This is a genomic window from Streptosporangium sp. OZ121 (assembly GCF_051918885.1).
GTDB lineage: Bacteria > Actinomycetota > Actinomycetes > Streptosporangiales > Streptosporangiaceae > Streptosporangium.
In genome coordinates, this window is the sequence record NZ_JBPXMC010000025.1 from 1 (window position 1) to 23,158 (window position 23,158).

24 protein-coding genes are annotated in these 23,158 nt (G+C 70.8%); 8 read left to right on the forward strand and 16 right to left on the reverse strand.

All coding sequences use genetic code 11. From position 1 onward, the window contains the following. From ACTOQ1_RS32410 to ACTOQ1_RS32420, 3 genes are all read left to right on the forward strand, one after another. Positions 1-271, forward strand: a 271-nt coding sequence (locus tag ACTOQ1_RS32410) for a hypothetical protein (protein ID WP_440071781.1), incomplete at its 5' end; no start/stop codon positions are given. 428 nt (positions 272-699) lie between these two features. Then, positions 700-1,389 carry an ABC transporter ATP-binding protein gene (locus tag ACTOQ1_RS32415; RefSeq protein ID WP_440071882.1) on the forward strand — a complete coding sequence of 230 codons (690 nt, stop codon included), beginning with the start codon at positions 700-702 and terminating at the stop codon, positions 1,387-1,389. A 1-nt stretch (position 1,390) separates the two neighbouring features. Beyond that, positions 1,391-3,907, forward strand: coding sequence for an ABC transporter permease (locus tag ACTOQ1_RS32420; RefSeq protein WP_440071782.1), 2,517 nt, complete (start codon positions 1,391-1,393; stop codon positions 3,905-3,907). Between the two features lie 22 nt (positions 3,908-3,929). Here the strand turns inward: ACTOQ1_RS32420 and ACTOQ1_RS32425 are convergent, their stop codons facing one another. Then, positions 3,930-4,199: a hypothetical protein gene (locus ACTOQ1_RS32425; protein ID WP_344919251.1), complete on the reverse strand. Its 270-nt coding sequence runs from the start codon at positions 4,197-4,199 to the stop codon at positions 3,930-3,932. 103 nt (positions 4,200-4,302) lie between these two features. Beyond that, positions 4,303-5,064 (reverse strand): toxin glutamine deamidase domain-containing protein, encoded by a 762-nt coding sequence (locus ACTOQ1_RS32430; RefSeq protein WP_440071783.1) that lies wholly within the window; start codon positions 5,062-5,064, stop codon positions 4,303-4,305. A gap of 296 nt (positions 5,065-5,360) precedes the next feature. Between ACTOQ1_RS32430 and ACTOQ1_RS32435 the strand changes: the two genes are divergently transcribed. Next, entirely contained in the window at positions 5,361-6,218 is an 858-nt protein-coding gene (locus ACTOQ1_RS32435) for an SAM-dependent methyltransferase (RefSeq protein ID WP_440071784.1), read from the forward strand. A gap of 173 nt (positions 6,219-6,391) precedes the next feature. Here ACTOQ1_RS32435 and ACTOQ1_RS32440 read toward each other — a convergent pair whose 3' ends face one another. From ACTOQ1_RS32440 to ACTOQ1_RS32465, 6 genes are all read right to left on the reverse strand, one after another. Further along, entirely contained in the window at positions 6,392-8,092 is a 1,701-nt protein-coding gene (locus tag ACTOQ1_RS32440; protein WP_440071785.1) for a molybdopterin-dependent oxidoreductase, read from the reverse strand. A 122-nt stretch (positions 8,093-8,214) separates the two neighbouring features. Continuing rightward, positions 8,215-8,868 carry an RdgB/HAM1 family non-canonical purine NTP pyrophosphatase gene (gene rdgB / locus ACTOQ1_RS32445; RefSeq protein WP_440071786.1) on the reverse strand — a complete coding sequence of 218 codons (654 nt, stop codon included), beginning with the start codon at positions 8,866-8,868 and terminating at the stop codon, positions 8,215-8,217. Then, positions 8,865-9,581 carry a ribonuclease PH gene (gene rph, locus ACTOQ1_RS32450; RefSeq protein WP_440071787.1) on the reverse strand — a complete coding sequence of 239 codons (717 nt, stop codon included), beginning with the start codon at positions 9,579-9,581 and terminating at the stop codon, positions 8,865-8,867. The genes rdgB and rph overlap by 4 nt, the downstream gene beginning before the upstream one ends. 5 nt (positions 9,582-9,586) lie before the next feature. Then, positions 9,587-10,339, reverse strand: a complete 753-nt coding sequence (locus ACTOQ1_RS32455) for an MBL fold metallo-hydrolase (protein ID WP_440071788.1) — start codon at positions 10,337-10,339, stop codon at positions 9,587-9,589. Positions 10,340-10,459: 120 nt separating this feature from the next. Further along, on the reverse strand, positions 10,460-11,281 hold the full coding sequence (murI, locus tag ACTOQ1_RS32460; RefSeq protein WP_440071789.1) for a glutamate racemase: 822 nt from the start codon (positions 11,279-11,281) through the stop codon (positions 10,460-10,462). Between the two features lie 228 nt (positions 11,282-11,509). Beyond that, on the reverse strand, positions 11,510-12,301 hold the full coding sequence (locus tag ACTOQ1_RS32465; protein WP_440071790.1) for a thioesterase family protein: 792 nt from the start codon (positions 12,299-12,301) through the stop codon (positions 11,510-11,512). Positions 12,302-12,651: 350 nt separating this feature from the next. Between ACTOQ1_RS32465 and ACTOQ1_RS32470 the strand changes: the two genes are divergently transcribed. Next, positions 12,652-14,553 (forward strand): DUF3352 domain-containing protein, encoded by a 1,902-nt coding sequence (locus ACTOQ1_RS32470; RefSeq protein ID WP_440071791.1) that lies wholly within the window; start codon positions 12,652-12,654, stop codon positions 14,551-14,553. A gap of 229 nt (positions 14,554-14,782) precedes the next feature. Here the strand turns inward: ACTOQ1_RS32470 and ACTOQ1_RS32475 are convergent, their stop codons facing one another. The 6 genes from ACTOQ1_RS32475 to clpS form a co-directional block, all read right to left on the reverse strand. Then, a complete protein-coding gene (locus tag ACTOQ1_RS32475) occupies positions 14,783-15,730 on the reverse strand; it encodes a PLP-dependent cysteine synthase family protein (RefSeq protein WP_440071792.1) in 948 nt (315 codons plus the stop codon). Positions 15,731-15,885: 155 nt separating this feature from the next. Continuing rightward, positions 15,886-16,164, reverse strand: coding sequence for a MoaD/ThiS family protein (locus ACTOQ1_RS32480; protein ID WP_030906436.1), 279 nt, complete (start codon positions 16,162-16,164; stop codon positions 15,886-15,888). An 87-nt stretch (positions 16,165-16,251) separates the two neighbouring features. Beyond that, positions 16,252-16,389: a hypothetical protein gene (locus tag ACTOQ1_RS32485; RefSeq protein WP_440071793.1), complete on the reverse strand. Its 138-nt coding sequence runs from the start codon at positions 16,387-16,389 to the stop codon at positions 16,252-16,254. Between the two features lie 152 nt (positions 16,390-16,541). Then, complete coding sequence (locus ACTOQ1_RS32490; RefSeq protein WP_350973579.1) at positions 16,542-16,958, reverse strand: M67 family metallopeptidase; 417 nt, start codon at positions 16,956-16,958, stop codon at positions 16,542-16,544. A gap of 9 nt (positions 16,959-16,967) precedes the next feature. After that, positions 16,968-17,492 (reverse strand): DUF2017 domain-containing protein, encoded by a 525-nt coding sequence (locus ACTOQ1_RS32495; protein WP_440071794.1) that lies wholly within the window; start codon positions 17,490-17,492, stop codon positions 16,968-16,970. A gap of 151 nt (positions 17,493-17,643) precedes the next feature. Beyond that, entirely contained in the window at positions 17,644-17,931 is a 288-nt protein-coding gene (gene clpS, locus ACTOQ1_RS32500) for an ATP-dependent Clp protease adapter ClpS (RefSeq protein ID WP_329091067.1), read from the reverse strand. A 40-nt stretch (positions 17,932-17,971) separates the two neighbouring features. Here clpS and ACTOQ1_RS32505 point away from each other — a divergent pair, with 40 nt between their 5' ends. Continuing rightward, positions 17,972-19,261: a nicotinate phosphoribosyltransferase gene (locus ACTOQ1_RS32505; protein WP_440071795.1), complete on the forward strand. Its 1,290-nt coding sequence runs from the start codon at positions 17,972-17,974 to the stop codon at positions 19,259-19,261. Between the two features lie 4 nt (positions 19,262-19,265). After that, on the forward strand, positions 19,266-19,841 hold the full coding sequence (locus ACTOQ1_RS32510) for a nicotinamidase (protein WP_440071796.1): 576 nt from the start codon (positions 19,266-19,268) through the stop codon (positions 19,839-19,841). Between the two features lie 7 nt (positions 19,842-19,848). Here the strand turns inward: ACTOQ1_RS32510 and ACTOQ1_RS32515 are convergent, their stop codons facing one another. After that, positions 19,849-20,424: a hypothetical protein gene (locus ACTOQ1_RS32515; RefSeq protein ID WP_440071797.1), complete on the reverse strand. Its 576-nt coding sequence runs from the start codon at positions 20,422-20,424 to the stop codon at positions 19,849-19,851. Positions 20,425-20,620: 196 nt separating this feature from the next. Here ACTOQ1_RS32515 and ACTOQ1_RS32520 point away from each other — a divergent pair, with 196 nt between their 5' ends. Further along, entirely contained in the window at positions 20,621-21,349 is a 729-nt protein-coding gene (locus tag ACTOQ1_RS32520) for a hypothetical protein (protein ID WP_440071798.1), read from the forward strand. A gap of 51 nt (positions 21,350-21,400) precedes the next feature. Here the strand turns inward: ACTOQ1_RS32520 and ACTOQ1_RS32525 are convergent, their stop codons facing one another. Further along, positions 21,401-23,152 (reverse strand): DEAD/DEAH box helicase, encoded by a 1,752-nt coding sequence (locus tag ACTOQ1_RS32525; RefSeq protein ID WP_440071799.1) that lies wholly within the window; start codon positions 23,150-23,152, stop codon positions 21,401-21,403. Positions 23,153-23,158 lie beyond the last annotated feature (6 nt).

A 23,158-nucleotide genomic window follows, 5' to 3' on the forward strand; every position in this document is an offset into this window, starting at 1 on the left:
GTACGACATCTGGGTGCGCCTGCCGCGAGGCACCGTCCACAACGACTCCCGGGCCACCTACGAGATCACCACCAGCTTCGGCGTGGAGACCGTCACCCTGGACCACACCGCCGACAACGACACCTGGATCAACCTCGGCAAGTACGGCTTCGAACTGCTCCACGACACCGACGTCCAGCTGCGCCTGCTCAACGGACCCGCCGCCCCCGGTGACGCCGCGGCGGAAAGCCTGCTGGCCGACGCCGTCATCGTCGCCCCCCACCAGGACTGACGACACCACAGCGGAGCGGCAAGAGACCGGCCACCGGCCGTGAGGTGAGCCCACCCGACACCCGGCCGGGCTGTCGCCGACGGTGAGACACCGTCGGCGACGGCCCCTTCCCACCATGAAGGAGAACTCCGGCCGGAGAGGAGAACCGCAGGAGACCCCGCCGGGAGTGCGGCCCCGTTCGACCTCGGCCGAATGACCGAGGCCGTGCTACGGCGGAGGTCGCGCCCGTCCTTCTCCGGCCCCCTCCGCCGCGCCGCAAGTCAGGCCTAACGCCTGATGGATCCTTCTTTCCCCGTCAATAACGTTTGGTCCGTCATAACGCCATACGTTGTTGAAGGAGAACTGCCGTGACCATCACCGGAGAGGTCGGCGCGTGGGACGCGCGGGGAGGCGCGGCGCCGGCCGTGACGGCCAGAGGTCTCACCAAGATGTACGGCCGGGGGGACACCGCCGTGCACGCGCTGCGAGGGGTGGACGTCTCCTTCTCGACGGGCGCCTTCACCGCGATCATGGGCCCCTCGGGGTCGGGGAAGTCCACGCTGATGCACTGCCTGGCCGGGCTGGACACGGTGAGCGGCGGTCAGGTGCGCATCGGGGACGTGGAGCTGACCGGGCTCAACGACAGGCAGCTCACCATGCTCCGCCGCGAGCGGATCGGCTTCGTCTTCCAGGCGTTCAACCTGCTGCCGACGCTGACGGCCGAGCAGAACATCCGGCTCCCGCTGGAGATCTCCGGGCGGCTCGCCGATCCCGCGCTGTTCGACCTGGTCGTGGAGACCGTGGGCCTGCGCGACCGGCTGGGTCACCGGCCGTCGGAGCTGTCGGGCGGCCAGCAGCAGCGCGTCGCGGTCGCCCGCGCCCTGATCAGCAGGCCTCAGGTCATCTTCGCCGACGAGCCCACCGGCAACCTGGACTCGCGCAGCGGCGCCGAGGTGCTGTCCTTCCTGCGGACGTCGGTGCGCGAGCTCGACCAGACGATCGTGATGGTCACCCACGACCCGGTGGCGGCCTCGTACGCCGACCGCGTGGTCTTCCTCCGCGACGGCCTGGTGGTCAGCGAGCTGACCGGGCCGACGCCGCAGTCGGTGCTGGACACGCTGATGAAGCTGGAGGCGTGAGGTGCTGAGGACGACGCTGGCCGGGTTGCGGGCGCACCGGCTGCGGCTGGTACTGACGTCGCTGGCGATCGCGCTGGGGGTGGGCTTCATCGCGGGGACGTTCGTGCTGACCGACACCATCGAGGCGGGCTTCACCCAGAAGTTCGCGGCGGCGGCCGACCGGATCGACGTCGCCGTGACCCCCCTGTCCGGGGGGAACGGCGACGAGACGCCGTCCGTCTCCGAGGCGACCCTGGAGAAGGTGCGCGCCGTGGACGGCGTGGCCGACGCCCAGGGGCTGGTGCGGGGCACGTCCGCCCTGCTCGGCAAGGACGGCAAGGCGGCCGGCGACTTCCCCACCGCGGGGATCTCCCTGCCCGAGGGCGACCTGAACCGTACCTCGATCGTGAGCGGTGCGGCCCCGAGGACCGCGACGCAGGCCGTGCTCGACGAGGACACCGCCAGGACCAGGGGCTTCAGGCTCGGCGACGTCATCGCGGTGCTCGACACGAAGAACGTCCGGCACGAGTTCACGCTGGTGGGCCTGTTCGACATCGGCCTGGACCAGGAGCTCGGATACTTCGGCGCGGTCGGCTACACCACGGACACGGCCAGGAAGATGACCGGGCAGAAGGGGTACCGGGAGGTCGACGTCGCCGCCGCCGAGGGCGTCACCCAGGAGGCGCTGCGCGGCTCGGTCGCCGCGGCCGTGGGCGCGGGTCACGAGGTCAGGACCGGTGAGCGGTACGCGGCGGACCTGGCCAGGTCCAACGGCGCCAACGGCGACTTCCTGATGCTGGGCCTGCTGCTGTTCGGCGTGGTGGCGATGTTCGTGGCCGCGCTGGTCATCTACAACACCTTCAACATCCTGGTGGCCCAGCGGACCCGCGAGATGGCGCTGCTGCGGTGCATCGGGGCGACGCGCGGGCAGGTCTTCGGGTCGATCGTGCTGGAGTCGGCCGTGGTCGGCCTGCTGTCGTCGGTGCTCGGCCTGCTGCTCGGCTACGGCCTGGGCGCGGGGGCGCTCGCCGTGCTCGCGATGTTCGACGCGCCGATGCCCTTGGACGCCGCCGTCACCCTGGCGCCGCGCACCATCGTCCTGGGCCTGGTCATCGGCCTGACGGTCACGGTCGTCGCGGCGCTGCTGCCCGCGCGGGCGGCGACGCGGGTGGCGCCGATCGCGGCGCTGCGCTCGCAGGCCGAGGAGCAGACCTTCAGGACCGGCCTGGTACGGATGATCTTCGCGGGGCTGTTCCTGGTCGCGGGCTTGGGCACCACGGTGGCCGGGATGTCCATGAAGCCCGGTGAGACCGCCCTCGTGGTGGTCATGGCCGGCTGCTCGCTCGTCTTCCTCGCGGTGCTGGTCCTCGGGCCGGTGATCGTCAGGCCGCTGTCCGCGTTCGCGGGGTGGGTGCCCGCCAGGATCTTCGGCGTGCCCGGCAGGCTGGCCGTGGACAACTCCCGGCGCAATCCGAAGCGGTCGGCGACCACCACCGTGGCGCTCACCGTGGGCGTGACGCTCATGACGGTCATCTCCGTCGTCACCGGCACCGTGCGGGTGACGTACACCCAGCAGCTCGACGAGCAGTTCCCCTTCGACTACATGGTGCAGACCCAGGAGCGTGACTCGGGCCTGCCCCGCGCGATCGCCGAGAACCTCCGGACCAGTCCCGAGCTGGCCTCGGTCATCGCCTTCCGCGAGACCACCGCCAGGCTCGCGACCGGGACCGCGAGGTACGACGTGGGGACCTTCACCCCGGCCCCGGGCTTCGACCCGCCGCTCGACGCGGGCTCGCTCGACCGGCTCGGGCCGGGGACCGCGCTCGTCGCCGAGCGCGTCGCCGAACGGCTCAAGCTGGGGGTCGGCGACCGGATCACCGTACGGACGGCGAAGGCGGGCGCGGTCGGCCTGACGATCGTGGGTCTCTCCGACATCGACGCGAGCCTCGCCAGCCTGACGGTGCCGGAGCGGGATTTCGACCGCTACTTCGGCGAGGTCGGCGACAACCGGGTGATGATCAAGCATCGGGACGGCGTGAACCCGGACCGGGCGCTCGCGGCGGTCGAGGCGGCGACGGAGCCGTACCCGACGGCGAAGGTCGCCAGCTCGACGGCGATGCGGGGCCAGTTCGACGAGGCGCTCGACATGATGCTGATGATCATCACGGGGCTGCTCGGCCTGGCGGTGCTCATCTCCCTGCTGGGCATCGCCAACACGCTCTCCCTGTCGGTCCACGAGCGCACCCGCGAGTCCGCGCTGCTGCGGGCGCTCGGCCTGACCCGGCCCCAGCTGCGGCGGATGCTCTCGGTCGAGGCGCTGGTCCTGGGCCTCATCGGCGCGCTGGTCGGCGTGGTGCTGGGCGTCGCGTTCGGCTGGGCCGCAGCGCAGACGATGACCGACAACGTCATCTTCCAGCTGCCGGTGCCGCAGATCCTGTCGTTCGTGGCCCTGTCCGGCCTGGCCGGGGTGGTCGCCGCGGTCCTGCCCGCCCGGCGCGCGGCCCGCGCCTCGGTCGTCGGCGCGCTCGCGAGCGGCTGAGTGTGGCGGCCGGGACGTCTCGCTATCGGGGGCGGCGTCCCGGCCACTGCTCGGCCACGGTCTCGGGATTGAGCAGCGGCCGGATGACGATCTCGCCGGTGGCCCTGTCGATCACCACGCACCCGGAGCCGACGGTGTCGGGCAGCACGCTGGGATCGTCGGACTCGGGCTCGTTCGACCAGGCGACATAACCCTCGTTGAAGGCGTAGATCCTGATCTCGACGGCGGAGCCGGGGCCGCGGACCCCGTTGAAGTACTCCTCCGCCACCGCCCTCGCCTGGTCCGGGTTCACCCTGTTCTCCTCGTCTCACTCGTCTCACTCGTCTCACTCGTCTCGCGGAGACCCGCCGGCGCGGGGGAAGGCGCCGGAATCGGGAAGGGCACCGGGGAAGGCGTCACAGCCGCCGCCCCTCCCTGTCGATCACGACGCAGAACACGCCGGTCACCGACTCGTACGGCGGCTCCACCGCCATGTGGCCCCGCTGCGCGTCGATCCAGATCACCTCGCCGTCGAAGTTCACCGCGTTCCACGCGTGGCTGCCCCCGGCCGGCCAGCGGTTGATGATGACCGCGGAGGAGCCGTGCCCCCCGGCCAGCAGCGCCTGCGCGATCGGGAGGTAGGAGTGGCGGCCCTGTCCCACGTACTGGAAGCGCTGCCCCAGCCACCGCTCCGCCCTGGCCACTCCCCCGGCCTCGCCGCTGAGCAGCGGCTTGCCCCCCCGGTCGTACTCGGGCCTGCGCGGCGCGGCCACCGCGGGGGTGCCGTACCAGGTGGAGAGCACCGACAGGGCGCAGTCGATCGCGTTGGTCGCCCGGAACGGGTCGTCCGCCGGGCCCGTCCCGTTGATCAGCCTGATCCACATGCCGCGCGGGTCGGGGAAGCGGCGCGGGGTGCCCTGCTCGGTGAGGGGGACGGCCCGCAGCATGTCCTCCTCGGTCTGCGGATCGGGCCTGGCCAGCCCGCCCGCCACCCCGTACGGCCTGCACTGGTCCAGCCGCGCCGGACCCCAGCGCATCCGCTCCCGCTCCCGCTCGCGCTCGCGCGGCGCCGGTGCCACGACCGGCACCTGGACCTCCAGCTCGAAGTCCCGCCACCGCTGCCCGTCCACCGTCACCACGGGGTTGTAGACCCCCGCGGGCAAACTCCACTCGTTCACGACTCCCCCGTCACCATCCCCTGGCAGCCAGATAGTAGGGCGGCCCTCTCCGCGACAGGGAAGAGTTGACCATTTACAGCCCGGGGACCGCCCTGGGATGGGGCGGCGGAGAAGCCGCCGCATGGTGAGGATGGCGATTCGGGGCCGTTCGGCGGTACGGGCCTCGTGCCGGACGGAAGGTCAAATACCCGCGGGAATGTGGCTCAGATCTTCCCCCTTTCTCCCGATATTCAGGGTTATTATCTGCCCAGCTCCCCGCGATCAAGCGGGGCCCCGATCGGAACGAAGGTGGCGAGGTGTCCGAGCGCGGCGAGGATTGGAACGAGGCGATGCTGAACAAGGGTCAACTTCCTGCGGAGATCGACACGACGAAGCCCAGCATCGCGAGGGTCTACGACTGGTTTCTGGGTGGGAAGGACAATTTCGCCATCGACCGGCAGGTCGCCGAGGCGGCCCTGAAGATCGCGCCGGGAGCCCAGGAGGCCGGGCAGCAGAACCGCGCCTTCCTGCAGCGGGTCGTGCACCACATGGCGGCCGAGGCGGGGATCAGGCAGTTCATCGACATCGGGTCGGGCCTGCCCACTCAGGGCAACGTGCACCAGGTGGCGCAGGAGGTCGATCCGGCGGCCCGGGTGGTCTACGTGGACAACGACCCCATGGTGCTGGTCCACGGGCGGGCGCTGCTCGCCGCCGACAACAGCACGACGGTCATCCAGGCGGACGCGCGCGACCCACGGTCGATCCTGGAGAACGACCAGGTCAAGAAGTTCATCGACTTCAGCGAGCCGGTGGGGCTGCTGATGCTGAGCATCCTGCACCATCTGAACGACCACGACGATCCCGCGGGAATGGCGGCCACGCTGCGCGCCCCGCTGGTGTCCGGCAGCTTCGTGGCGATCTCGCACTTCTGCAATCCCGGTGAGGTGCATCCGGCGGCGTCCCAGCAGGCCACGACGGTCGAGAAGCTCTTCAATGAGAACCTCGGCACCGGCCGCTGGCGCACCACGGACGAGATCATGGAGTACTTCGGCGACTTCGAGCTGGTCGAACCGGGCCTCGTCCCGCTCCCCGAGTGGCGCGACGAGCCGAGCTTCTTCGTCAAGAACGCCCTTCTTTACCACACCTATTACGGCGGTCTGGCTCGCAAGCCCTAGACGAACCTCGGCCGGGCGCCGATCCGCGGCACGGCCGCGCCGTTCACCCGGCCCGCCGCCCGGTCCACCGCCTGATCCGTTGCCTGGTCCGCCGGAGGCAGTCCCGCACAGGCCGGAACACGATTCCCCCGCATCGGCCGCGGACCGCGCGGGGTACGGAATCACGGCCCGGGTCAGGCGACCTCGACGGTGATGGTGTGCCAGCCGGTGGCGCCGTCCGGGGCGATGGGGACGCGGTCGCCGGTCTGGGTGTAGCCGGTGGCGTCGGTGGCGCGGACCTCGATGGTGTGGCTGCCGGGGGTGGCGTCCCAGTCGTCGAGGACCCACTGGCGCCAGGTGTCGGCGGTGGGGGCCTCGGCGAGGCGCGCCTGGCGCCACTGGCCCCGGTCGACGCGGACCTCGACCGCGTCCACGCCCTTGTGCTGGGCCCAGGCGACGCCCGCGACGACGGTCTTCCCCGCCGGGACGGTCGCGCCGTCCCTGGGCAGGTCGATGCGCGACTCGGTCTTGATCGGGCCCTTGGCCGACCAGCCCCTGGGCGTCCAGTAGGCCTCGTCCCGGTCGAAGCGGGTGACCTTGATGTCGGTGACCCACTTGGTGGCCGAGACGTAGCCGTAGAGTCCGGGGACGACCTGGCGGACCGGGAAGCCGTGGTCCACGGGGAGCGGCCGGCCGTTCATGCCGAAGGCCAGCAGGGCGTCGCGGCCGTCCATGACGACGTCGACCGGGGTTCCCGCGGTCCAGCCGTCGGCGGAGGTGCTGAGCAGCATGTCCGCGTCCTTCTGGACCCCCGCGTCGCGCAGCACCCCGGCCAGGCTGACGCCCAGCCAGCGGGCGTTGCCGATGTAGGGGCCGCCGACCTCGTTGGAGACGCAGCACAGCGTGACGTCGGCCTCGACCACGGCGCGTTTCATCAGGTCGGCGAAGGTGAGCTCCACGGGCCTGTCGACCATGCCGTGGATGGTGAGGGTCCAGTCGCGCGGGTCGACCTGGGGGACCACCAGGGCGGTGTCGACCCGGTAGAAGTCGCTGTTGGGGGTGACGAACGGCGACAGTCCCTTGATCCTCAGGTCGACCCCGGCGGGCAGCGCGGGGAGGGGTTTCGCGGGCCGGGGCAGCGTGACGGAGCCGCGCGCCGCGCTCACCTCGGCCCGCCCCGAGAACGCGCGCCCGGCCAGTCCCGCCACCCCGGCGAGGGCCACGCCGCCGACCGCGCCGGTCAGCAGGCCCCGGCGGTCGAAGGCGCGCAGGTCGTTCCCCGCCCGCATGACGGACGGCGTCGACGGCTCGGGGTGCTCCCCGGCCTCCGGCGGGGCCTCGGGCGTGACCAGTCGCAGGCGCGTCGGCCCGGTGTCGTGCGCGGCCCCCGCCGCGCTCACGGCACCGGCGCCACCGGACACTCCTCTGTACGGCCCGGCCCAGGTCTCGTCGGGTACGAGGGCCCGGCGGACGAGCCATCGCAGGACGAGCATGGCGGCGCCGACTCCGGCCAGCGTCGGGACAACGTCCATCGGCCCGGAGCCGGGGCGGGCCAGCACGGCGACGACACCGATGAGGCCGAACACGGCCAGCCCCGCCATCCCGTACCGGAGGTCGCGGACGGCGACCCTTCCCAGCCAGGCGGCGATCGCGGCCAGGATCAGCAGGATCCCGGCGAGCAACACGGTCTTGTCGCTCTCGCCGAAGGTGCGGATCGCCCACTCCTTGAGCGGGGCCGGGGTGAGGTCGACAACAGAGTTACCGACCGCGACGACCGGGAAGGCCGCGGGTTTCACCAGGCCCGCGACGAGCAGTGACACCCCCACCGCGACCGCACCGGACACCAGGCCGATCAGCGCCGAGGCCCAGGAAGGCATGCGCCTGTTGCTCTGCATACCCTGACGCTACGCCCATACGGGACCGAAGGTTCTTACGCGCCGATTACAGGTGCCGTCCCGCGCCGATCACGGGCGCCCCCGGCCACCCGCGAGCACCGTCCGGCGATCCACCGGCATCCTCAGGCGATCACTTCGGCGATGATCGGGGCCAGCGCGCGGAAGGCGCGGCCACGGTGGCTGATGGCGTCCTTCTCCGCCGCGGACAGCTCGGCGGTGGTCCGGGTCTCGCCCTCGGGGACGAGGATCGGGTCGTAGCCGAAACCGCCGCTGCCGCGCGGAACGTCGATGATCACGCCGTGCAGCGCCCCCTCGGTCACCCGCTCCTCCCCCGACGGGAGTGCCAGCGCCGCCGCGCACGCGAAGTGCGCGCCCCGGTGCCCCTCGGGCACGTCGGAGACCTGCGCGAGCAGCAGGTCGAGGTTGGCCCGGTCGTCGCCGTGCCTTCCCGACCAGCGGGCGGAGAAGATGCCGGGCATGCCGTTCAGGGCGTCGACGCAGAGGCCGGAGTCGTCGGCGATCGCGGGCAGGCCGGACTGCTGGGCGACCGCGTGCGCCTTGAGCAGGGCGTTCTCCGCGAAGGTCAGGCCGGTCTCGGCGACGTCGCCGATCTCGGGGAACTCCTCGAGCCCGACGATCTCCACCGGGATCGAGGCGTCGGCCAGGATCCGGCGCAGCTCGGCGATCTTCCCGCCGTTCCGGGTGGCGAGGACCACGCGTGCCCGGTTCACGCCGGACCCGGCCGTTCCGGTCCCGTTCGCACCGGACCCGCTCATGCCAGTGCCTCCCGCTGGAGCCGGGTGAGCTCGGCGCACCCGGCCGCGCCCAGGTCGAGCAGCTCGTCGAGGGCGGCGCGGTTGAACGGCTTGCCCTCGGCGGTGCCCTGGACCTCGACGAACTCGCCGGAGCCGGTCATCACCACGTTCATGTCCGTCTCGGCGGCGACGTCCTCGGTGTAGCAGAGGTCGAGCAACGCCGTGGAACCGACGACGCCGACGGAGACGGCCGCGACCGAGTCGATCAACGGGTCTCCGCCGCACATCTTGCGCTTGCGCATCCACGCGACCGCGTCGACCAGTGCCACGTACGCCCCGGTGATGGCGGCGGTGCGGGTGCCGCCGTCGGCCTGGAGCACGTCGCAGTCGATGACGATCGAGTTCTCGCCCAGCGTCTTGTAGTCGACGCAGGCGCGCAGGGAGCGGCCGATCAGACGGGAGATCTCGTGCGTACGGCCGCCGATCTTGCCGCGGACCGACTCGCGGTCGTTGCGGGTGTTCGTGGCGCGGGGCAGCATGGCGTACTCGGCCGTGATCCAGCCCTGACCGCTGCCCCGGCGCCAGCGCGGCACGCTGTCCTGCACGGAGGCGGCACAGAGCACCCTGGTGCCGCCGAACTCGACGAGCACCGAACCCTCGGCGTGCGCGAGCCAGCCGCGGGTGATGGTGACGGGGCGGAGTTGATCGGGAGAACGTCCATCTGCGCGAGCCATGAAACTCACCCTAGGTCATACCGGACCCCGCTCCGTGCGAGTTCCATGCGCCCGCCGAACCCGCCGCGGGAGGCGTCCTCCAGGACGCGGTCGCGGTCGTTCCAGGGCACCAGATGGGTGAGTACCAGGGTGTCCACGTCCGCCTTGGCCGCGTGCTCGGCCGCCTGGCGGCCGTTCAGGTGCAGACCGGCGGGCAGGCCCGGCTTGTCGATGTGTGACGCCTCGCACAGGAGCACGTCGACCCCCGAGGCGAGCTTGACGAGTTCGGCGCTCTCACCGGTGTCGCCGGAGTAGGCCACCGAGCGCCCGCCGTGCGAGACCCTGAACCCGTAGGTCTCCACGGGGTGGTTCACCAGCGCGGCCGTCACCTCGAACGGGCCGACCTCGAACGTCCCCGGCGTCAGCCCCACGAAGTCGAAGGCCGTGTCGAGCGGCGGCTCGTCCGGCATCGCGTAGGCGGAGTTCAGCCGCCTGCGCGCGTCGGCGGGCGCGTACACCGGTATCCGGGGCAGCGGGCCCTGCGGAGAATAGGTGCGGACCACGTGGTACGGGCACATGTCGAGGCAGTGGTCGGCGTGCAGGTGCGACAGGCATATCGCGTCCACGTCGTACAGGCCTATGTGCTTCTGGAGCGCGCCGAGCGCGCCGTTCCCGAAGTCGAGCAGCATGCGGAACCCCTCCGCCTCCAGCAGATAGCAGGAAGAAGGGCTGTCAGGCCCGGGGAAACTCCCCGAGCATCCAATGATCGTCAATTTCACGGCGGCCTCCTACGGTTACTGTGCGGCGCCGCGTGTCACGGCGCGGGCGCCGGTGGCCGGTATCCGCCCCCCTTCGTCCGCCACTCCCGGCTGCTCCCCCTACGGAGCGCCTGAGCACCGTCACACGCGATGCCCGTTGTGCGGGACATCCCCTACTACCGCCACTTCGACCGCCTGGATCTCCGGCCCGAGGAACCGTCGTCCGAGGTCGGCGAAGAGGCCCGCGTCGCCGGTGGCGCGGAAACGGTGCCTGGGCGCGCCCCCTACGGCGGCCAGGCTCCGGTCGTGCAGGACGCGGTAGACGTCCTTGGCCGTCTCGTCGGCGCTGGACACCAGCGTGACGCCGTCTCCCACCACATAGGAGATCGGCCCGGCGAGGAGCGGGTAGTGCGTACATCCCAGGATCAGCGTGTCGCACCGGTCGGCGAGCACCGGCGCCAGGTATTCGCGGATGACGTCGATGAGCTCGTCGCTCATCGTCTCCCCCCGCTCGACGAACTCCACCAGGCGCGGCGCCGCCACCCCGGTCAGCCGGACGTCGGGAGCCGCGGCGAACGCGTCCTGGTACGCCATCGACGCGATCGTGGCCCTGGTCCCGATCACCCCGACCCTGCCGTTGCGGGTGGCCCGCACGGCACGGCGCGTCGCGGGCTGGATCACCTCGACGACCGGGACGTCGTAACGCTCCCGGGCGTCGCGGAGCACGGCCGCGCTGGCGCTGTTGCACGCGATCACCAGCATCTTGACGTCGTGCTCGACGAGGTGGTCCATCACCTCCAGCGCGTAGGCGCGGACCTGCGCGATGCTCTTGGGGCCGTACGGCTGCCTCGCCGTGTCCGCCACATAGAGGATCGACTCGTTGGGCAACTGGTCGATGATCGCCCGGGCCACCGTGAGACCACCGACACCACTGTCAAAGATTCCAATGCTCGCTTGCGACACAGTTCCCAAGGCTAGGCGACCTGGGACGACCGATCACGGTAAGAATCCTCACAACGCCGATTACCAGCTCAGCCATGTATTTTTCGTAACATCTGGCCGCATGAAGTCCTGCCGGGGACCACGGCGCCGCACGAAGTCCTGCCAGTCCTGCGGCGCCGCACGACGCCCTGCCGGGTCCTGCGGCGCCCCGCGGACGCCAGGGGTCGTCCGTGGGACGCGACCAGGACGTCAGCCCCGCCCGACGCGGGCCAGCTGGCGGGACTGGGCGACCAGGCGTCCGGCGGAGTCCCAGACCTCGACGTCCTCGTCGAACCAGCCGTCGCTGATCAGACGGCCTCCGGCGATGAGGGTGAGCCAGCCGGGGGCCGGCAGGGCGCGCAGGTGCCAGGTGAGGTCGACCGTGGGCGCCCAGCCTCGCTCTCCGGCGGAGAAGACCACCGGCGGGAGGGCGTCCACGGCCAGCGCCAGCACGTACGGGTCGGGGTCCTGCGGCTCGGCCAGCCGGAAGTAGGCGCGGGCCTCGGGCCTGCCGGTTGGCCTGCCGTCGAGCCAGCCGATGGTGGGAGGGTCGAAGACCAGCTCCATCTGGGCGTTGAGCGTCATGTTCGACTCGGCCTTGGGAGCGGGCAGCGAGACGCACCGCTCGATCGGCGGCATCGCCACCGAGGGCTCGTCCGTCCAGTCGGGCGCGGCGTCACCGAGGGTCGCGGTCGTGACGAGCCCCTCGATGAAGGACTTGCCGTCCTGGACCAGGGTCGCCCGGGTCATCGTGGCGGTGCGGCCGGTCTTGACCTGCTCCAGGCGCACCTGCGCGGGACCGGGCCCGGCCGCGCGCAGGAACTGGACACCCGTGGTCACCGGATGCTCGTGGGGAGAGGCGTCCACGACCGCGCGCAGCAGCACGGCCATCAGGTAACCGCCGTTGAGGGGGCCGCCGATCGAGTATCCGGTGTCGAGGCACACGTCGTAGGTGGTCTCGTCCACCCTGATGGCCGCTGTCGCCTCGTCGAACTTCGTCATCCACGCTCCCGAACCTTGTTCTAGAAGGGCCACTTTACCCATTCCGTGCGACCTTCGCCTCCCCCGGCCCCGGATGGCCCGCCCGCCGGAACCGGGCCGGCCCCGAGCCGGAGAATCGACGCCGGCCGGGACATCGGAGCCCACGGGAGGCACAGGGGGCGGAGGTACGAAAGAAACGGCAGCGACCTGCGGGAATAGAGTGACAAAGCCCACAATGGTCTATAAAGCATCATTGAACAGGGGCTGATCCCGCTTAGATGCACCAATCACTTAGTTAGTTCAATGCAAGCGGGTTGCTAGCAATGTGCACTAACTTCTCCCTATCCGCTAAGCCCACCTTGTGAGTGATCATGCCTGCCAACAACCCCCCCGACCAGTCGCCCACGCCGGGTCAGAACCCCGACAGGACGATCGCCTACCGATGGAACGAGGGCTCGCAGCACAACGACCAGCCGCACACACAGGCCTATCCGCAGAACGGCCAGCCCGGATATCCCCAGCCTTCCGGCGGCTACCAGCAGGGGCAGCCCTACCCGCAGCAGGGCCAGCCCTACCAGCAGCAGAACCCCCAGCAGGGCTACCAGCAGCAGCCGTACGGCCAGCAGGGCTACGGTCAGCAGAGTCAGCAGGGCCAGCAGGGCTACGGCCAGCAGGGTTACGGTCAGCAGGCCGGTCAGCCGTACGGCCAGCAGCAGCCCGGCTACCAGCAACAGCAGCAGCAGAACTACGGCCAGCAGGCGTACGCGCAGCAGGGCGGGAACTGGCAGCAGGGTCCCGACTTCCTGAGCGCCGGGCCGCCGGCCGGCCCGCCCGCCCGCAGGAGCGGCGGTAAGGGCTGGCTGCTCGCGGCGATCGCCGCGCTGGTCGTGGCCCTCGTGGGCGGTGGCGGCTTCTTCGCGGTCAACCTGCTCAGCGGCGGCGGCGCGCAGCCGCACGACGTGCTGCCCGCCAACGCCATCGGCTACGTGCGCCTCGACCTCGACCCTGCCGCGAACCAGAAAGTGGCGCTGTTCACCATCGCCAGGAAGTTCACGGCCACCAAGGACTCCTTCACCGGCGAGGACCCGCGTCAGGCGATCTTCGACCTGATCAAGAAGGACGCCGGCAGCCTCGGCAAGGTCGACTACGCCGCCGACATCGAGCCGTGGCTCGGCGTCCGCGTCGGCGTGGCCGCGCTGCCCCCGGCCAAGACCGGCGCCGAGCCCGGCGCCGTGGTGGCCGTCCAGGTCACCGACCAGGACAAGGCCACGGCGGGCATCGCCAAGCTGATGGGCAAGGAGAAGTACGGCATCGCGTTCCGCGACGACTACGCGCTGCTCGCACCGACCCAGGCGGAAGCCGACAGGGCCGTCGCCGCCGAGCCGCTGTCGGGGAACGCCAACTTCTCCGACGACCTGAGCGCCCTCGGCGAGACCGGCGTCCTGTCCTTCTGGGCGGACGCGGGCAAGATCGCCGGACTGGCTCCCGAACTGGCGGCCCAGGACCCCACCGCCCTCGCCCAGATCAAGAACGTCCGCGTGGCGGGCGCCCTCCGCTTCGACGGCGAGTACGTCGAGCTCGCGGGCATCAGCCGCGGCGCCGAGAGCCTGGACATGGGCACTCCCGAGGCCTCCAAGATCGGCACGCTTCCGGCCTCCACCGCCGGCGCGATCTCGATCTCCGGTCTCGGCGAGGTGATCGGCAAGCAGTGGGCGCAGGTCATGAAGTCGGCCGACCAGGCCGCGGGCGGCGGCGTCCAGCAGTTCGCCGACCAGGCCAAGCAGAGGTACGGCCTGGCGCTCCCCGACGACCTGGTGACGCTGCTCGGCAAGAACATCACCCTCGCCATCGACTCCGGCGGCCTCAACACCAGCCAGCCGCAGTTCGGCGCGAAGATCGTCACCGACCCGGCCAAGGCGCAGGAGGTCGTCGGCAAGATCGAGAAGTTCCTCGCGGACTCAGGGGCGGCCGTCCCGCAGCTCGCCAAGGTTCCCGGCGACGGCGTCTTCGTCCTGGCCAGCGCGCAGGACTACGCCGCCCTGCTCAACAAGGACGGCACCCTGGGCGACAGCGAGACCTTCCAGCTCGCGATCCCCAACGCCGGCGAGGCGACCTTCGCCCTCTACGCCGACCTGGACAAGGTGGAGAACCTCTATCTCAGCGGCCTCCAGGGCGAGGAGAAGGCCAACCTCCAGGTGCTCCGCGCCGTGGGCATGAGCGGCACCCAGTCGGGCAGCGAGGCGTCCTTCTCGCTGAGGCTCCTGTTCAACTGACCGACCTGATCCACCCGGCTCCCTGATCCTGTTCGATCAGGCCTCCCCAGATCCCCGGCCGGGCTCCGGCCCGCCGGGGATCGTCCCCGCCCGGGGACGGCGAGGGCGGGCGTCCCACCGGGACGCCCGCCCTTCGTCATCGACACGTCGTTCGCCGTCGCGGTTTCCCCGCGACCCCCGGCCCCGTCACGGCAAGAAGCCCCGGAGATCGCCCTTCCCCGGATGTGGTTCAGGCCCAGAGCTGGCCTTCGAGCCGCTCCTCGGCCTCGTCCAGCGTCCCCTCGTAGGCGCCGGTGGACAGGTACTTCCAGCCGCCGTCCGCGACCACGAACACGATGTCGGCCCGCTCGCCCGCTTTGACGGCCTTGGCCGCCATGCCGAGCGCGGCGTGCAGGGCGGCCCCGGTGGAGACCCCCGCGAAGATGCCCTCCCCGGCCAGCAACTCCCGGGTGCGCCGGAGCGCGTCGGCCGAGGAGACCGAGAAACGCGTGGTGAGGACGTCGGCGTCGTACAGCTCGGGGATGAAGCCCTCGTCCACGTTGCGCAATCCGTACACCAGCTCGCCGTACCGCGGCTCCGCGGCGACGATCTTCACGTCGGGTACGTGCTCGCGCAGGAACCTGCCGACGCCCATCAGGGTGCCCGTGGTGCCCAGACCGGCCACGAAGTGGGTGACGGACGGCAGGTCCTCCAGGATCTCCGGCCCCGTCGACTCGTAGTGCGAGCGCCAGTTGGCCGGGTTGCCGTACTGGTAGAGCATCACCCAGTCGGGGTTCTCCTCAGCCAGGCCCTTGGCGACCCTGACCGCCTCGTTGGAACCGCCCGCCGCGGGCGAGGAGATGATCCGCGCCCCCCACATGCGCAACAACTGGCGGCGTTCCTCGGAGGTGTTCTCCGGCATCACGCAGATCAGCTTGTAGCCCTTGAGCCTGGCGGACATCGCCAGCGAGATGCCGGTGTTGCCGCTCGTGGGTTCGAGGATCGTGCAGCCCGGCTGGAGGAGCCCGTCCTTCTCCGCCTGCTCGATCATCCACAGTGCCGGACGGTCCTTGATCGAACCTGTCGGGTTGCGGTCTTCGAGCTTGGCCCAGACCCGCACGTCCTCCGAGGGAGAGAGCCTGGGCAGGCCGATCAGCGGGGTCCGGCCGACCGATTCGATCAGTGAGTCAAAACGCATGGTGTACGGCTTCCGCCTCGGGTTGACCTTGTGGTGACAGACCTTTGCCTCGCGGTGACAGCCCTGAAACCGCGGCGTACGCCACCCGCCCCGCGGGACCTCGCCGGATCTCGCGGGAGATCACGGAGTCTCGCGGGACGGGCGGCGCCGCGCGGCTAGCGGGAACCGCCGGCCACGGCGGGCAGGACGGTGACCGTGTCGCCGTCGGCGACCGGCGTCTCCAGCCCGCCCAGAAAGCGGACGTCCTCGTCGTTCAGGTAGACGTTCACGAAGCGGCGCAGCGCGCCCTTGTCGACCAGGCGCTCCTTCAGCCCGGGATGCCGGGCCTCCAGATCGCCGATGAGCTCCTCGAGCGTGGCGCCCTTGGCGTCGACGGCCTTGGCACCGTCGGTGTAGGTGCGCAGGATGGTCGGAATACGAACCTCGATGGCCATCGCGGGTCAATCTCCTTGCGTCGTCATGGGAGTAAAGCCCACCGGATCAGAACACCGGCGAGCACCGGAGGATTCCAGGAAAGCCGGTCAGCGACAGTCGTAGACGACGACGAAGGGCGTGTGCGCGAACAGGAAGTTCTGTACGGGCGCGACACCCGCGTGCCGCGCCCGGGGGCCGGGACGCGAGAGCACGACGTCCTCCTGGCTCGGGGCGACGGTCAGCATGCTCGCCAGTTTACCCAAAGGGGCCATTCGCCTCACGGCCGTACCGGGCACCGATGCCGTATGAACCCGGGACGCCACCCGGCACGGGCATCCGGACGGTGACGGACGCCCGGAAACGCGAGGCCCCGGGTCTGGGACCCGGACGGTGACGGTCACCCGGAGGTGATCGTCACCTCCTCCTCGCTCACGACGCCGTCGACGATCCGGTACGAGCGGAACTCGGCCTTCTCCCCCAGCTCCTCCCGGGTGGAGACCAGCACGTAGTGGGCGTTCGGCTCGGAGGCGTAGGAGATGTCGGTACGGGAGGGGTAGGCCTCGGTGGCGGTGTGGGAGTGGTAGATGACCACCGGCTCCTCGTCGCGGTCGTCCATCTCCCGCCAGACGCGCAGCTGCTCCAGCGAGTCGAACCGGTAGAACGTCGGAGACCGCTCGGCGTTCTCCATCGCGACGAACCGTTCGGGAGAGTCGGAGCCGACCGGCCCGGCGATCACGCCGCAGGCCTCGTCGGGGTGATCCGCCCGAGCGTGCGCGATGATCCTGTCAACCAGTTCCCGAGAGATCGTGAGCATGACTGGAAGTTACCAAAGGGCACGGACCAGGGTGTCCTGGAGGTAGGTCAGCCAGTCGTAGATGACGTACGCCGGATAGCGGGGGTCGCTCTCCGACATGTCGGCGATCTCGTCGTGCACCTCCTCGGTCACCTCCAGCCGGGTGCCGAGCGCGAGCCGCACGTCGTTCAGCGCGCGCATCCACGCCTGCGCCTGCTCCCTGGTCAGCTCGACCCGGCCGGGCTCGGCGCTGTCGAGCATCGTCCTGGCGTCGGCCCGCTTGCCCTCGCGCAGCGTCGCCTCGGTGTATCTGCGGAACTCGGCGGCCGCCTCGCCGTCCTCGTAGGCCGAGGGGAACAGCCGGGCCAGCACCGGGTCGTCGGACTGCTCGGAGGCGCCGATGCCGAGCGCCTTCTCCAGGGGGTCGTCACCCGTCTCTCCCGGCTCGATCAGGCCCAGGATCTGGGTGACCAGCGAGCGCAGGATCGACACCTCGGCGGCGTCGAAACCCGTGATCACGCCGCCCTCGCGCCCCGGCTTGAACCCCGAACTCATCTCTCGCCCACCATTCCTCGCGGACTCCACCCGAGATCCGCCCGCCACCCGCCGCCCGGCCGTCGTTCCGAGCCTCGGCGCTCCGTGCCCGAAGGCCTCGAGCCCGGCCGCCCGCCGCGCGGCGACGAGTGACGCCGGGCCGCCCGCACGCTCACGAATCCCGCTGGACGGTGGCCCACAGCCCGTACGAGTGCATGATCTGCGCGTCGCGCTCCATCTCCTCGCGGGTGCCGCTGGAGACCACGGCCTTGCCCTTGTGGTGCACGTCGAGCATCAACTTCTCCGCCTTCTCCTTGGAATATCCGAAAACGGATTGGAAGACGTACGTCACATAGGACATCAGATTGACCGGGTCGTTCCAGACGATCGTCAACCATGGCAGATCGGGTCTTACGTCGATTGACGGACGCTCGACCTCCGTTGGAGCGGTGCTACCCACATTCACCAGTCTGCCCTACCCCGGGCTTAGTCTTCGACTCGTGACAAAGAGCATGAGCACCGCGTTGCTTACCGATCACTATGAGCTGACGATGTTGGAGGCGGCGCTGAGAAGCGGGGCCGCCTCCAGGCGGGCGGTCTTCGAGGTGTTCGCGCGCCAGCTGCCCGGCGGGCGGCGCTACGGGGTCGTGGCGGGAACCGGCCGGGTGCTGGACGCGCTGGAGTCCTTCCGCTTCGAGGAGGAGTCCCTGGCGTTCCTGCGGGACAACGAGGTGATCGACGAGCCCACCCTGGAGTTCCTCGCCGGATACCGGTTCTCCGGGAACGTGGACGGCTACGCCGAGGGAGAGTGCTACTTCCCCGGTTCCCCGATCATGACGGTGGAGGGCACGTTCGCCGAGGCCGTGCTGCTGGAGACCGTGATCCTGTCGATCCTCAACCACGACTGCGCGATCGCCACCGCCGCCACACGCATGATCCGCGCGGCCGGGACGAGGCCCCTCATCGAGATGGGCTCGCGGCGCACCCACGAGGCGGCGGCCGTGGCCGCGGCGCGGGCCGCCTACCTCTGCGGGTTCTCCTCCACCTCCAACCTCATGGCCGGCCGCGAGTACGGCATACCGACCGCCGGGACCGCGGCCCACGCGTTCACCCTGCTCCACGACTCCGAGGAGCAGGCCTTCCAGGCCCAGATCGCCTCTCTCGGCCCCGGCACCACGCTGCTCGTGGACACCTACGACGTGGCCCGGGCCGTACGGACCGCGGTGGAACTCGCCGGGCCCTCCCTCGGAGCGGTCCGCCTCGACTCCGGCGACCTCGGCCAGGTCGCCCACGAGGTCCGCGAGCAGCTCGACGCGCTCGGCGCCCACAAGACCCGGATCATCGTCACCAGCGACCTCGACGAGTACGCCATCGCCGCGCTCGCCTCCGCCCCCGTGGACGGCTACGGCGTCGGCACGTCACTGGTCACCGGCTCCGGCTCGCCCACCGCCGCCCTGGTCTACAAGCTCGTCGCCCGCGAGGACGCCGAAGGGGTGATGCGGCCGGTGGCCAAGAAGTCGGTGGGCAAGCCCAGCCGGGGCGGGCGAAAGGAGGCCTTCCGCGAGCTCGACGCCGACGGCACGGCGATCACCGAGCTGGTCACCGTCTCGAGTGAGGCCCCCTCGAACGCCCGCCCGCTGCAGGTTCCGCTGGTCAGGGAGGGTGGGATCGTCGGCCGCGAGAAGCTGGACGCGGCCCGCGTCCGGCACCGCGAGGCCGTCGCCGAACTGCCCTCGAACGCCCACCAGCTGTCCCGGGGCTACGCCGCGATCCCCACCGTGTTTGACTGATCGCATGCCAACCGCACTCATCATCGTCGACGTCCAGAACGACTTCTGCGAGGGCGGCAGCCTTCCGGTCGGCGGCGGCGCCGAGGTGGCCGCCGCCATCTCCCGGCACGCCGCCTCACACGGCTACGACCACGTCGTGGCCACCCGTGACCATCACGTCGACCCCGGCTCCCACTTCGCCGCCGAGCCCGACTACGTGAGCACCTGGCCCGTCCACTGCGTCGCCGGAACCCCGGGGGCCGGCTTCCACCCCGCCTTCGACACCGCACGCGTCGAGGAGGTGTTCAGCAAGGGTGCCCACAGCGGCGCCTACAGCGGCTTCGAGGGCGTCACCGCCGACGGTACGAGCCTGGCCGACTGGCTCGGCGAGCGCCGCGTGGACGCGGTGGACGTCGTCGGCATCGCCACCGACCACTGCGTGCGGGCCACCGCCCTGGACGCGGTCGCGCACGGCCTGTCCGTTCAGGTGCTCCTCGACCTCACCGCCGGGGTGTCCGCCCCGACCACCGAGGCCGCCCTCGCCGAACTCCGCTCCGCCGGAGCCCGCCTCACGGGCACGCCCGTGGTCCGCCCGGCCTGACGGTCTCTCAGCTCTGCGGCATCCCCAGAAAAAGGATCATCCGGTCGAGCTTTCCGTCCATGGTCCGGTAGTTCTCCTTCAACTCGCCGACGTCCTGCTTCAGGACATGGATGTCCTGCTTGACCCCGGCGACGTCCTGCTTGAGCTCGGCCACATCCTGCTTGACCTCGGCGAGTTCCTCCTTGGTCGCGCACTTCGCCACATCAAGCCGAAGCCCGGCCACCTCCTCCTTGAGCCCGGCCACATCCTCCTTGACCTCGGCGACGTCCTGCTTGACCTCGGCGACGTCCTGCTTGACCTCGGCGAGTTCCTCCTTGGTCGCGCACTTCGCCACATCAAGCCGAAGCCCGGCCACCTCCTCCTTCACCTCCTGCTTGACCTCGGCGAGTTCCTCCTTGGTCGCGCACTTCGCCACATCAAGCCGAAGCCCGGCCACCTCCTGCTTGACCTCGGCGAGGTCTTCCTTCGTGGCGCACTTCGCCACGTCCTCCTTGGTGGCGAGGGTGTCCATCCTCGCCATGATCTGCTCGAACATCGGAGCCACGTACTCCATGATCTCGGTACGGATCATCTCGGCCAACACTTGTCCTCTTTGGGTGCATCACAGGGGGAACCCGGCGGAGGGCCCGGGATGGTTACGACGGCACGTTACCAACAACGACCACTCTGAGCATCCGAACGATTACCGGATCGGCATGGAAGGGCAAACAGAACCATCACCGGTTGCGACAGGAGTATCACGGGGAGTTGAGACTTCTTACTACCGGTGGTGACCTCATATGTTCGTGCTCGGCGTCTCCTGGCTGATCCTGACCCCGCTGTGCCTGTGGAACCTGTTTCGCGGAGGGACGCTGGTACGGCTGACGAGCGTGCTGTCGCTGGTCGCGCTGGAAGCGGCCACGATCTGGGCCACCACGGTCGTCCAGATTCCCGCGCGGACTCCGATCGCCGCGCCCCCGGCCCCGGCGGCCCAGCCGCAGACCCGGGCTCCGTACCCGGCGTCCCCGGCGGCCCATGCGCCGGCGCCGCCCCCCGAGGCGGCCCAGCAGGGCGCGCGGGACGCACGGGGAGCGCAGGCGGGACGGGGAGAGCGGCTCGCACAGGGCGAGCCGGGCGAGCGGGGCACCTCCGGCGCGCGGGACACGTCCTGCCGCGGCCGGATGCCGGCCCCCGAGCGGGTGCGGCTGGCTCGCCGGCAGGGCGCGCCGCGCGGCGTGACGCTCTTCTGGAAGGCCAGGGCGGACGAGTGCGACACCGCGACCGTGGTCCTGCACCACAGGAAGCGCACGATCAAGGTCTGGATGCGCGAGGACGAGGCGGGGAACCGTTCGTCCGGCGCCACCACGTGGCCCGTGAGCGTCGCCGGCGGCGTGGCCTCCCTGGAGGTGCCGCTCACGGCGCCGGTGCGCGACACGGGGGCCTTCAGGGCGATCGACGGGCGGACCGGCAGGCCGATCGCCCTCATCCGGCCGGGTCGCATACCGGAGGAGCCGTCCACGTTCCGGTGACCCGGCCCGGTCACCGGGCCGGGTGGCGATCCGCCCGGCCCGGTGGCCCGGTCAGCGGGAGCGCTGGGTGGCCCAGTGGCGGATCTTGCCGATCCGCTCCTGGATCTGCTCGGCGGAGGCCTGCGCGATGGCGGGCCCGCCACAGGCCCTGCGGAGCTCGGCGTGGATGACGCCGTGGGGCTGGCCGGTGCGGTGGTTCCAGGCGCCGACGAGGCCGTTGAGCTCCTTGCGGAGGTTGGCGATCAGCTCGTGCGGGGCGAGCTGCGGCTCCTTGGGCTCGGGCTTGCTGCGCCTGGCCTTCAGCTGGTCGGACTGGCGCTTGCTCAGCAGGGTCCGGACCTGGTCCGGCTCCAGCAGGCCCGGCAGGCCGAGGAAGTCCTCCTCCTCGGGGGAACCCGTCTCCGCCGCGCTGCCGAACTCGCCGCCGTCGAAAAGGACCCGGTCGAAGGTGGCGACCGCCTCCAGGGTCTCGAACGGCAGTTCGTCGCCCACGACGTCGGGGTTGTCCTTCTTGCGCTGGGCGTCCTCCAGGAGGAAGTCGTCCAGCCCCTCCTCGGGGGGCTTGCGGTCGAGCACGTGGTCGCGCTCGGCCTCCATCTCCCCCGCCAGGCCCATCAGGGTCGGCACGGAGGGCACGAAGACGGACGCGGTCTCGCCCCGCTTGCGGGCGCGGACGAAGCGGCCGACGGCCTGGGCGAAGAACAGCGGGGTCGAGATGCTCGTCGCGTAGACGCCGACGGCCAGGCGCGGGATGTCGACCCCTTCGGAGACCATCCGGACCGCGACCAGCCAGCGCTGCTCGGAGGCGGAGAACTCCTTGATCTTCTTGGACGCCGTGGGGTCGTCGGAGAGCACGACCGTGGCGCCTTCCCCGGTGATGGTCCGGATGTGGCGGGCGTAGGCGCGTGCGGTCTCGTGGTCGGTCGCGATGACCAGGGCCCCGGCGTCGGGCACGCCCCTGCGCACCTCGGTCAGACGCCGGTCGGCCGCCCGGAGGACCTGGCGGATCCACTCGCCCTTCGGGTCGAGCGCGGCCCTCCAGGCCTGGCCGAGCTGGTCCTTGGTGAGCGGGGTGCCGAGGGTCGCGGCGATCTCGTCGCCCGCGCGGGTCCGCCAGCGCATCTCACCGGCGTAGGCGAGGAAGATGACCGGCCGGACGACGCCGTCGGCGAGTGCCGGGCCGTACCCGTAGGAGTAGTCGGAGACGCTGCGCCGGACCCCGTCGCCGTCCTCGGCGTAGGTGACGAAGGGGATCGGGTTGACGTCGGACCTGAAGGGGGTTCCGGTCAGGGCGAGGCGTCTGGCGGCCGGCTCGAACGCCTCCCGCACGCCGTCGCCCCAGGACTTCGCGTCGCCCGCGTGGTGGATCTCGTCGAAGATCACGAGCGTCTTGCGTGCCTCGGTGCGTGCGCGGTGCAGCGCCGGGTGCATGGACACCTGGGCGTAGGTGATTGCCACCCCGATGTAGTCGCGGGAGGTGGCGCCCTGGCTGTTCTTGAAATCCGGGTCGATCGCGATGCCGACCTTGCTCGCGGCGTCCGCCCACTGCTGCTTGAGGTGCTCCGTCGGTGTGACGATCGTCACAGCCCGGATGATCCCTCGTGACAGGAGGTCGCTGGCGATGCGGAGCGCGAAGGTCGTCTTGCCCGCACCCGGTGTGGCGACCGCGAGGAAGTCGCGCGGCTCACGGCTGGAGTACAGGTCAAAGGCCTCCTGCTGCCACGCGCGAAGCTTCGGCGCGGTGCCCCAGGCGGCACGGTCCGGATATGAGGGCGAGAGGTGGGATGCGGCGAAAGTGCTCACAGTGTC

Bases quoted from the DNA above. Each gene is read 5' to 3' on its own strand.
- ACTOQ1_RS32415 (WP_440071882.1), top strand. From the start codon at position 700: ATGTACGGCCGGGGGGACACCGCCGTGCACGCGCTGCGAGGGGTGGAC.
- ACTOQ1_RS32440 (WP_440071785.1), bottom strand. From the start codon at position 8,092: ATGCAGAGCAACAGGCGCATGCCTTCCTGGGCCTCGGCGCTGATCGGC.
- rdgB (WP_440071786.1), bottom strand. From the start codon at position 8,868: ATGAGCGGGTCCGGTGCGAACGGGACCGGAACGGCCGGGTCCGGCGTG.
- rph (WP_440071787.1), bottom strand. From the start codon at position 9,581: ATGGCTCGCGCAGATGGACGTTCTCCCGATCAACTCCGCCCCGTCACC.
- ACTOQ1_RS32465 (WP_440071790.1), bottom strand. From the start codon at position 12,301: ATGACGAAGTTCGACGAGGCGACAGCGGCCATCAGGGTGGACGAGACC.
- ACTOQ1_RS32470 (WP_440071791.1), top strand. From the start codon at position 12,652: ATGCCTGCCAACAACCCCCCCGACCAGTCGCCCACGCCGGGTCAGAAC.
- ACTOQ1_RS32475 (WP_440071792.1), bottom strand. From the start codon at position 15,730: ATGCGTTTTGACTCACTGATCGAATCGGTCGGCCGGACCCCGCTGATC.
- ACTOQ1_RS32480 (WP_030906436.1), bottom strand. From the start codon at position 16,164: ATGGCCATCGAGGTTCGTATTCCGACCATCCTGCGCACCTACACCGAC.
- ACTOQ1_RS32485 (WP_440071793.1), bottom strand. From the start codon at position 16,389: ATGCTGACCGTCGCCCCGAGCCAGGAGGACGTCGTGCTCTCGCGTCCC.
- ACTOQ1_RS32490 (WP_350973579.1), bottom strand. From the start codon at position 16,958: ATGCTCACGATCTCTCGGGAACTGGTTGACAGGATCATCGCGCACGCT.
- ACTOQ1_RS32495 (WP_440071794.1), bottom strand. From the start codon at position 17,492: ATGAGTTCGGGGTTCAAGCCGGGGCGCGAGGGCGGCGTGATCACGGGT.
- ACTOQ1_RS32510 (WP_440071796.1), top strand. From the start codon at position 19,266: ATGCCAACCGCACTCATCATCGTCGACGTCCAGAACGACTTCTGCGAG.
- ACTOQ1_RS32520 (WP_440071798.1), top strand. From the start codon at position 20,621: ATGTTCGTGCTCGGCGTCTCCTGGCTGATCCTGACCCCGCTGTGCCTG.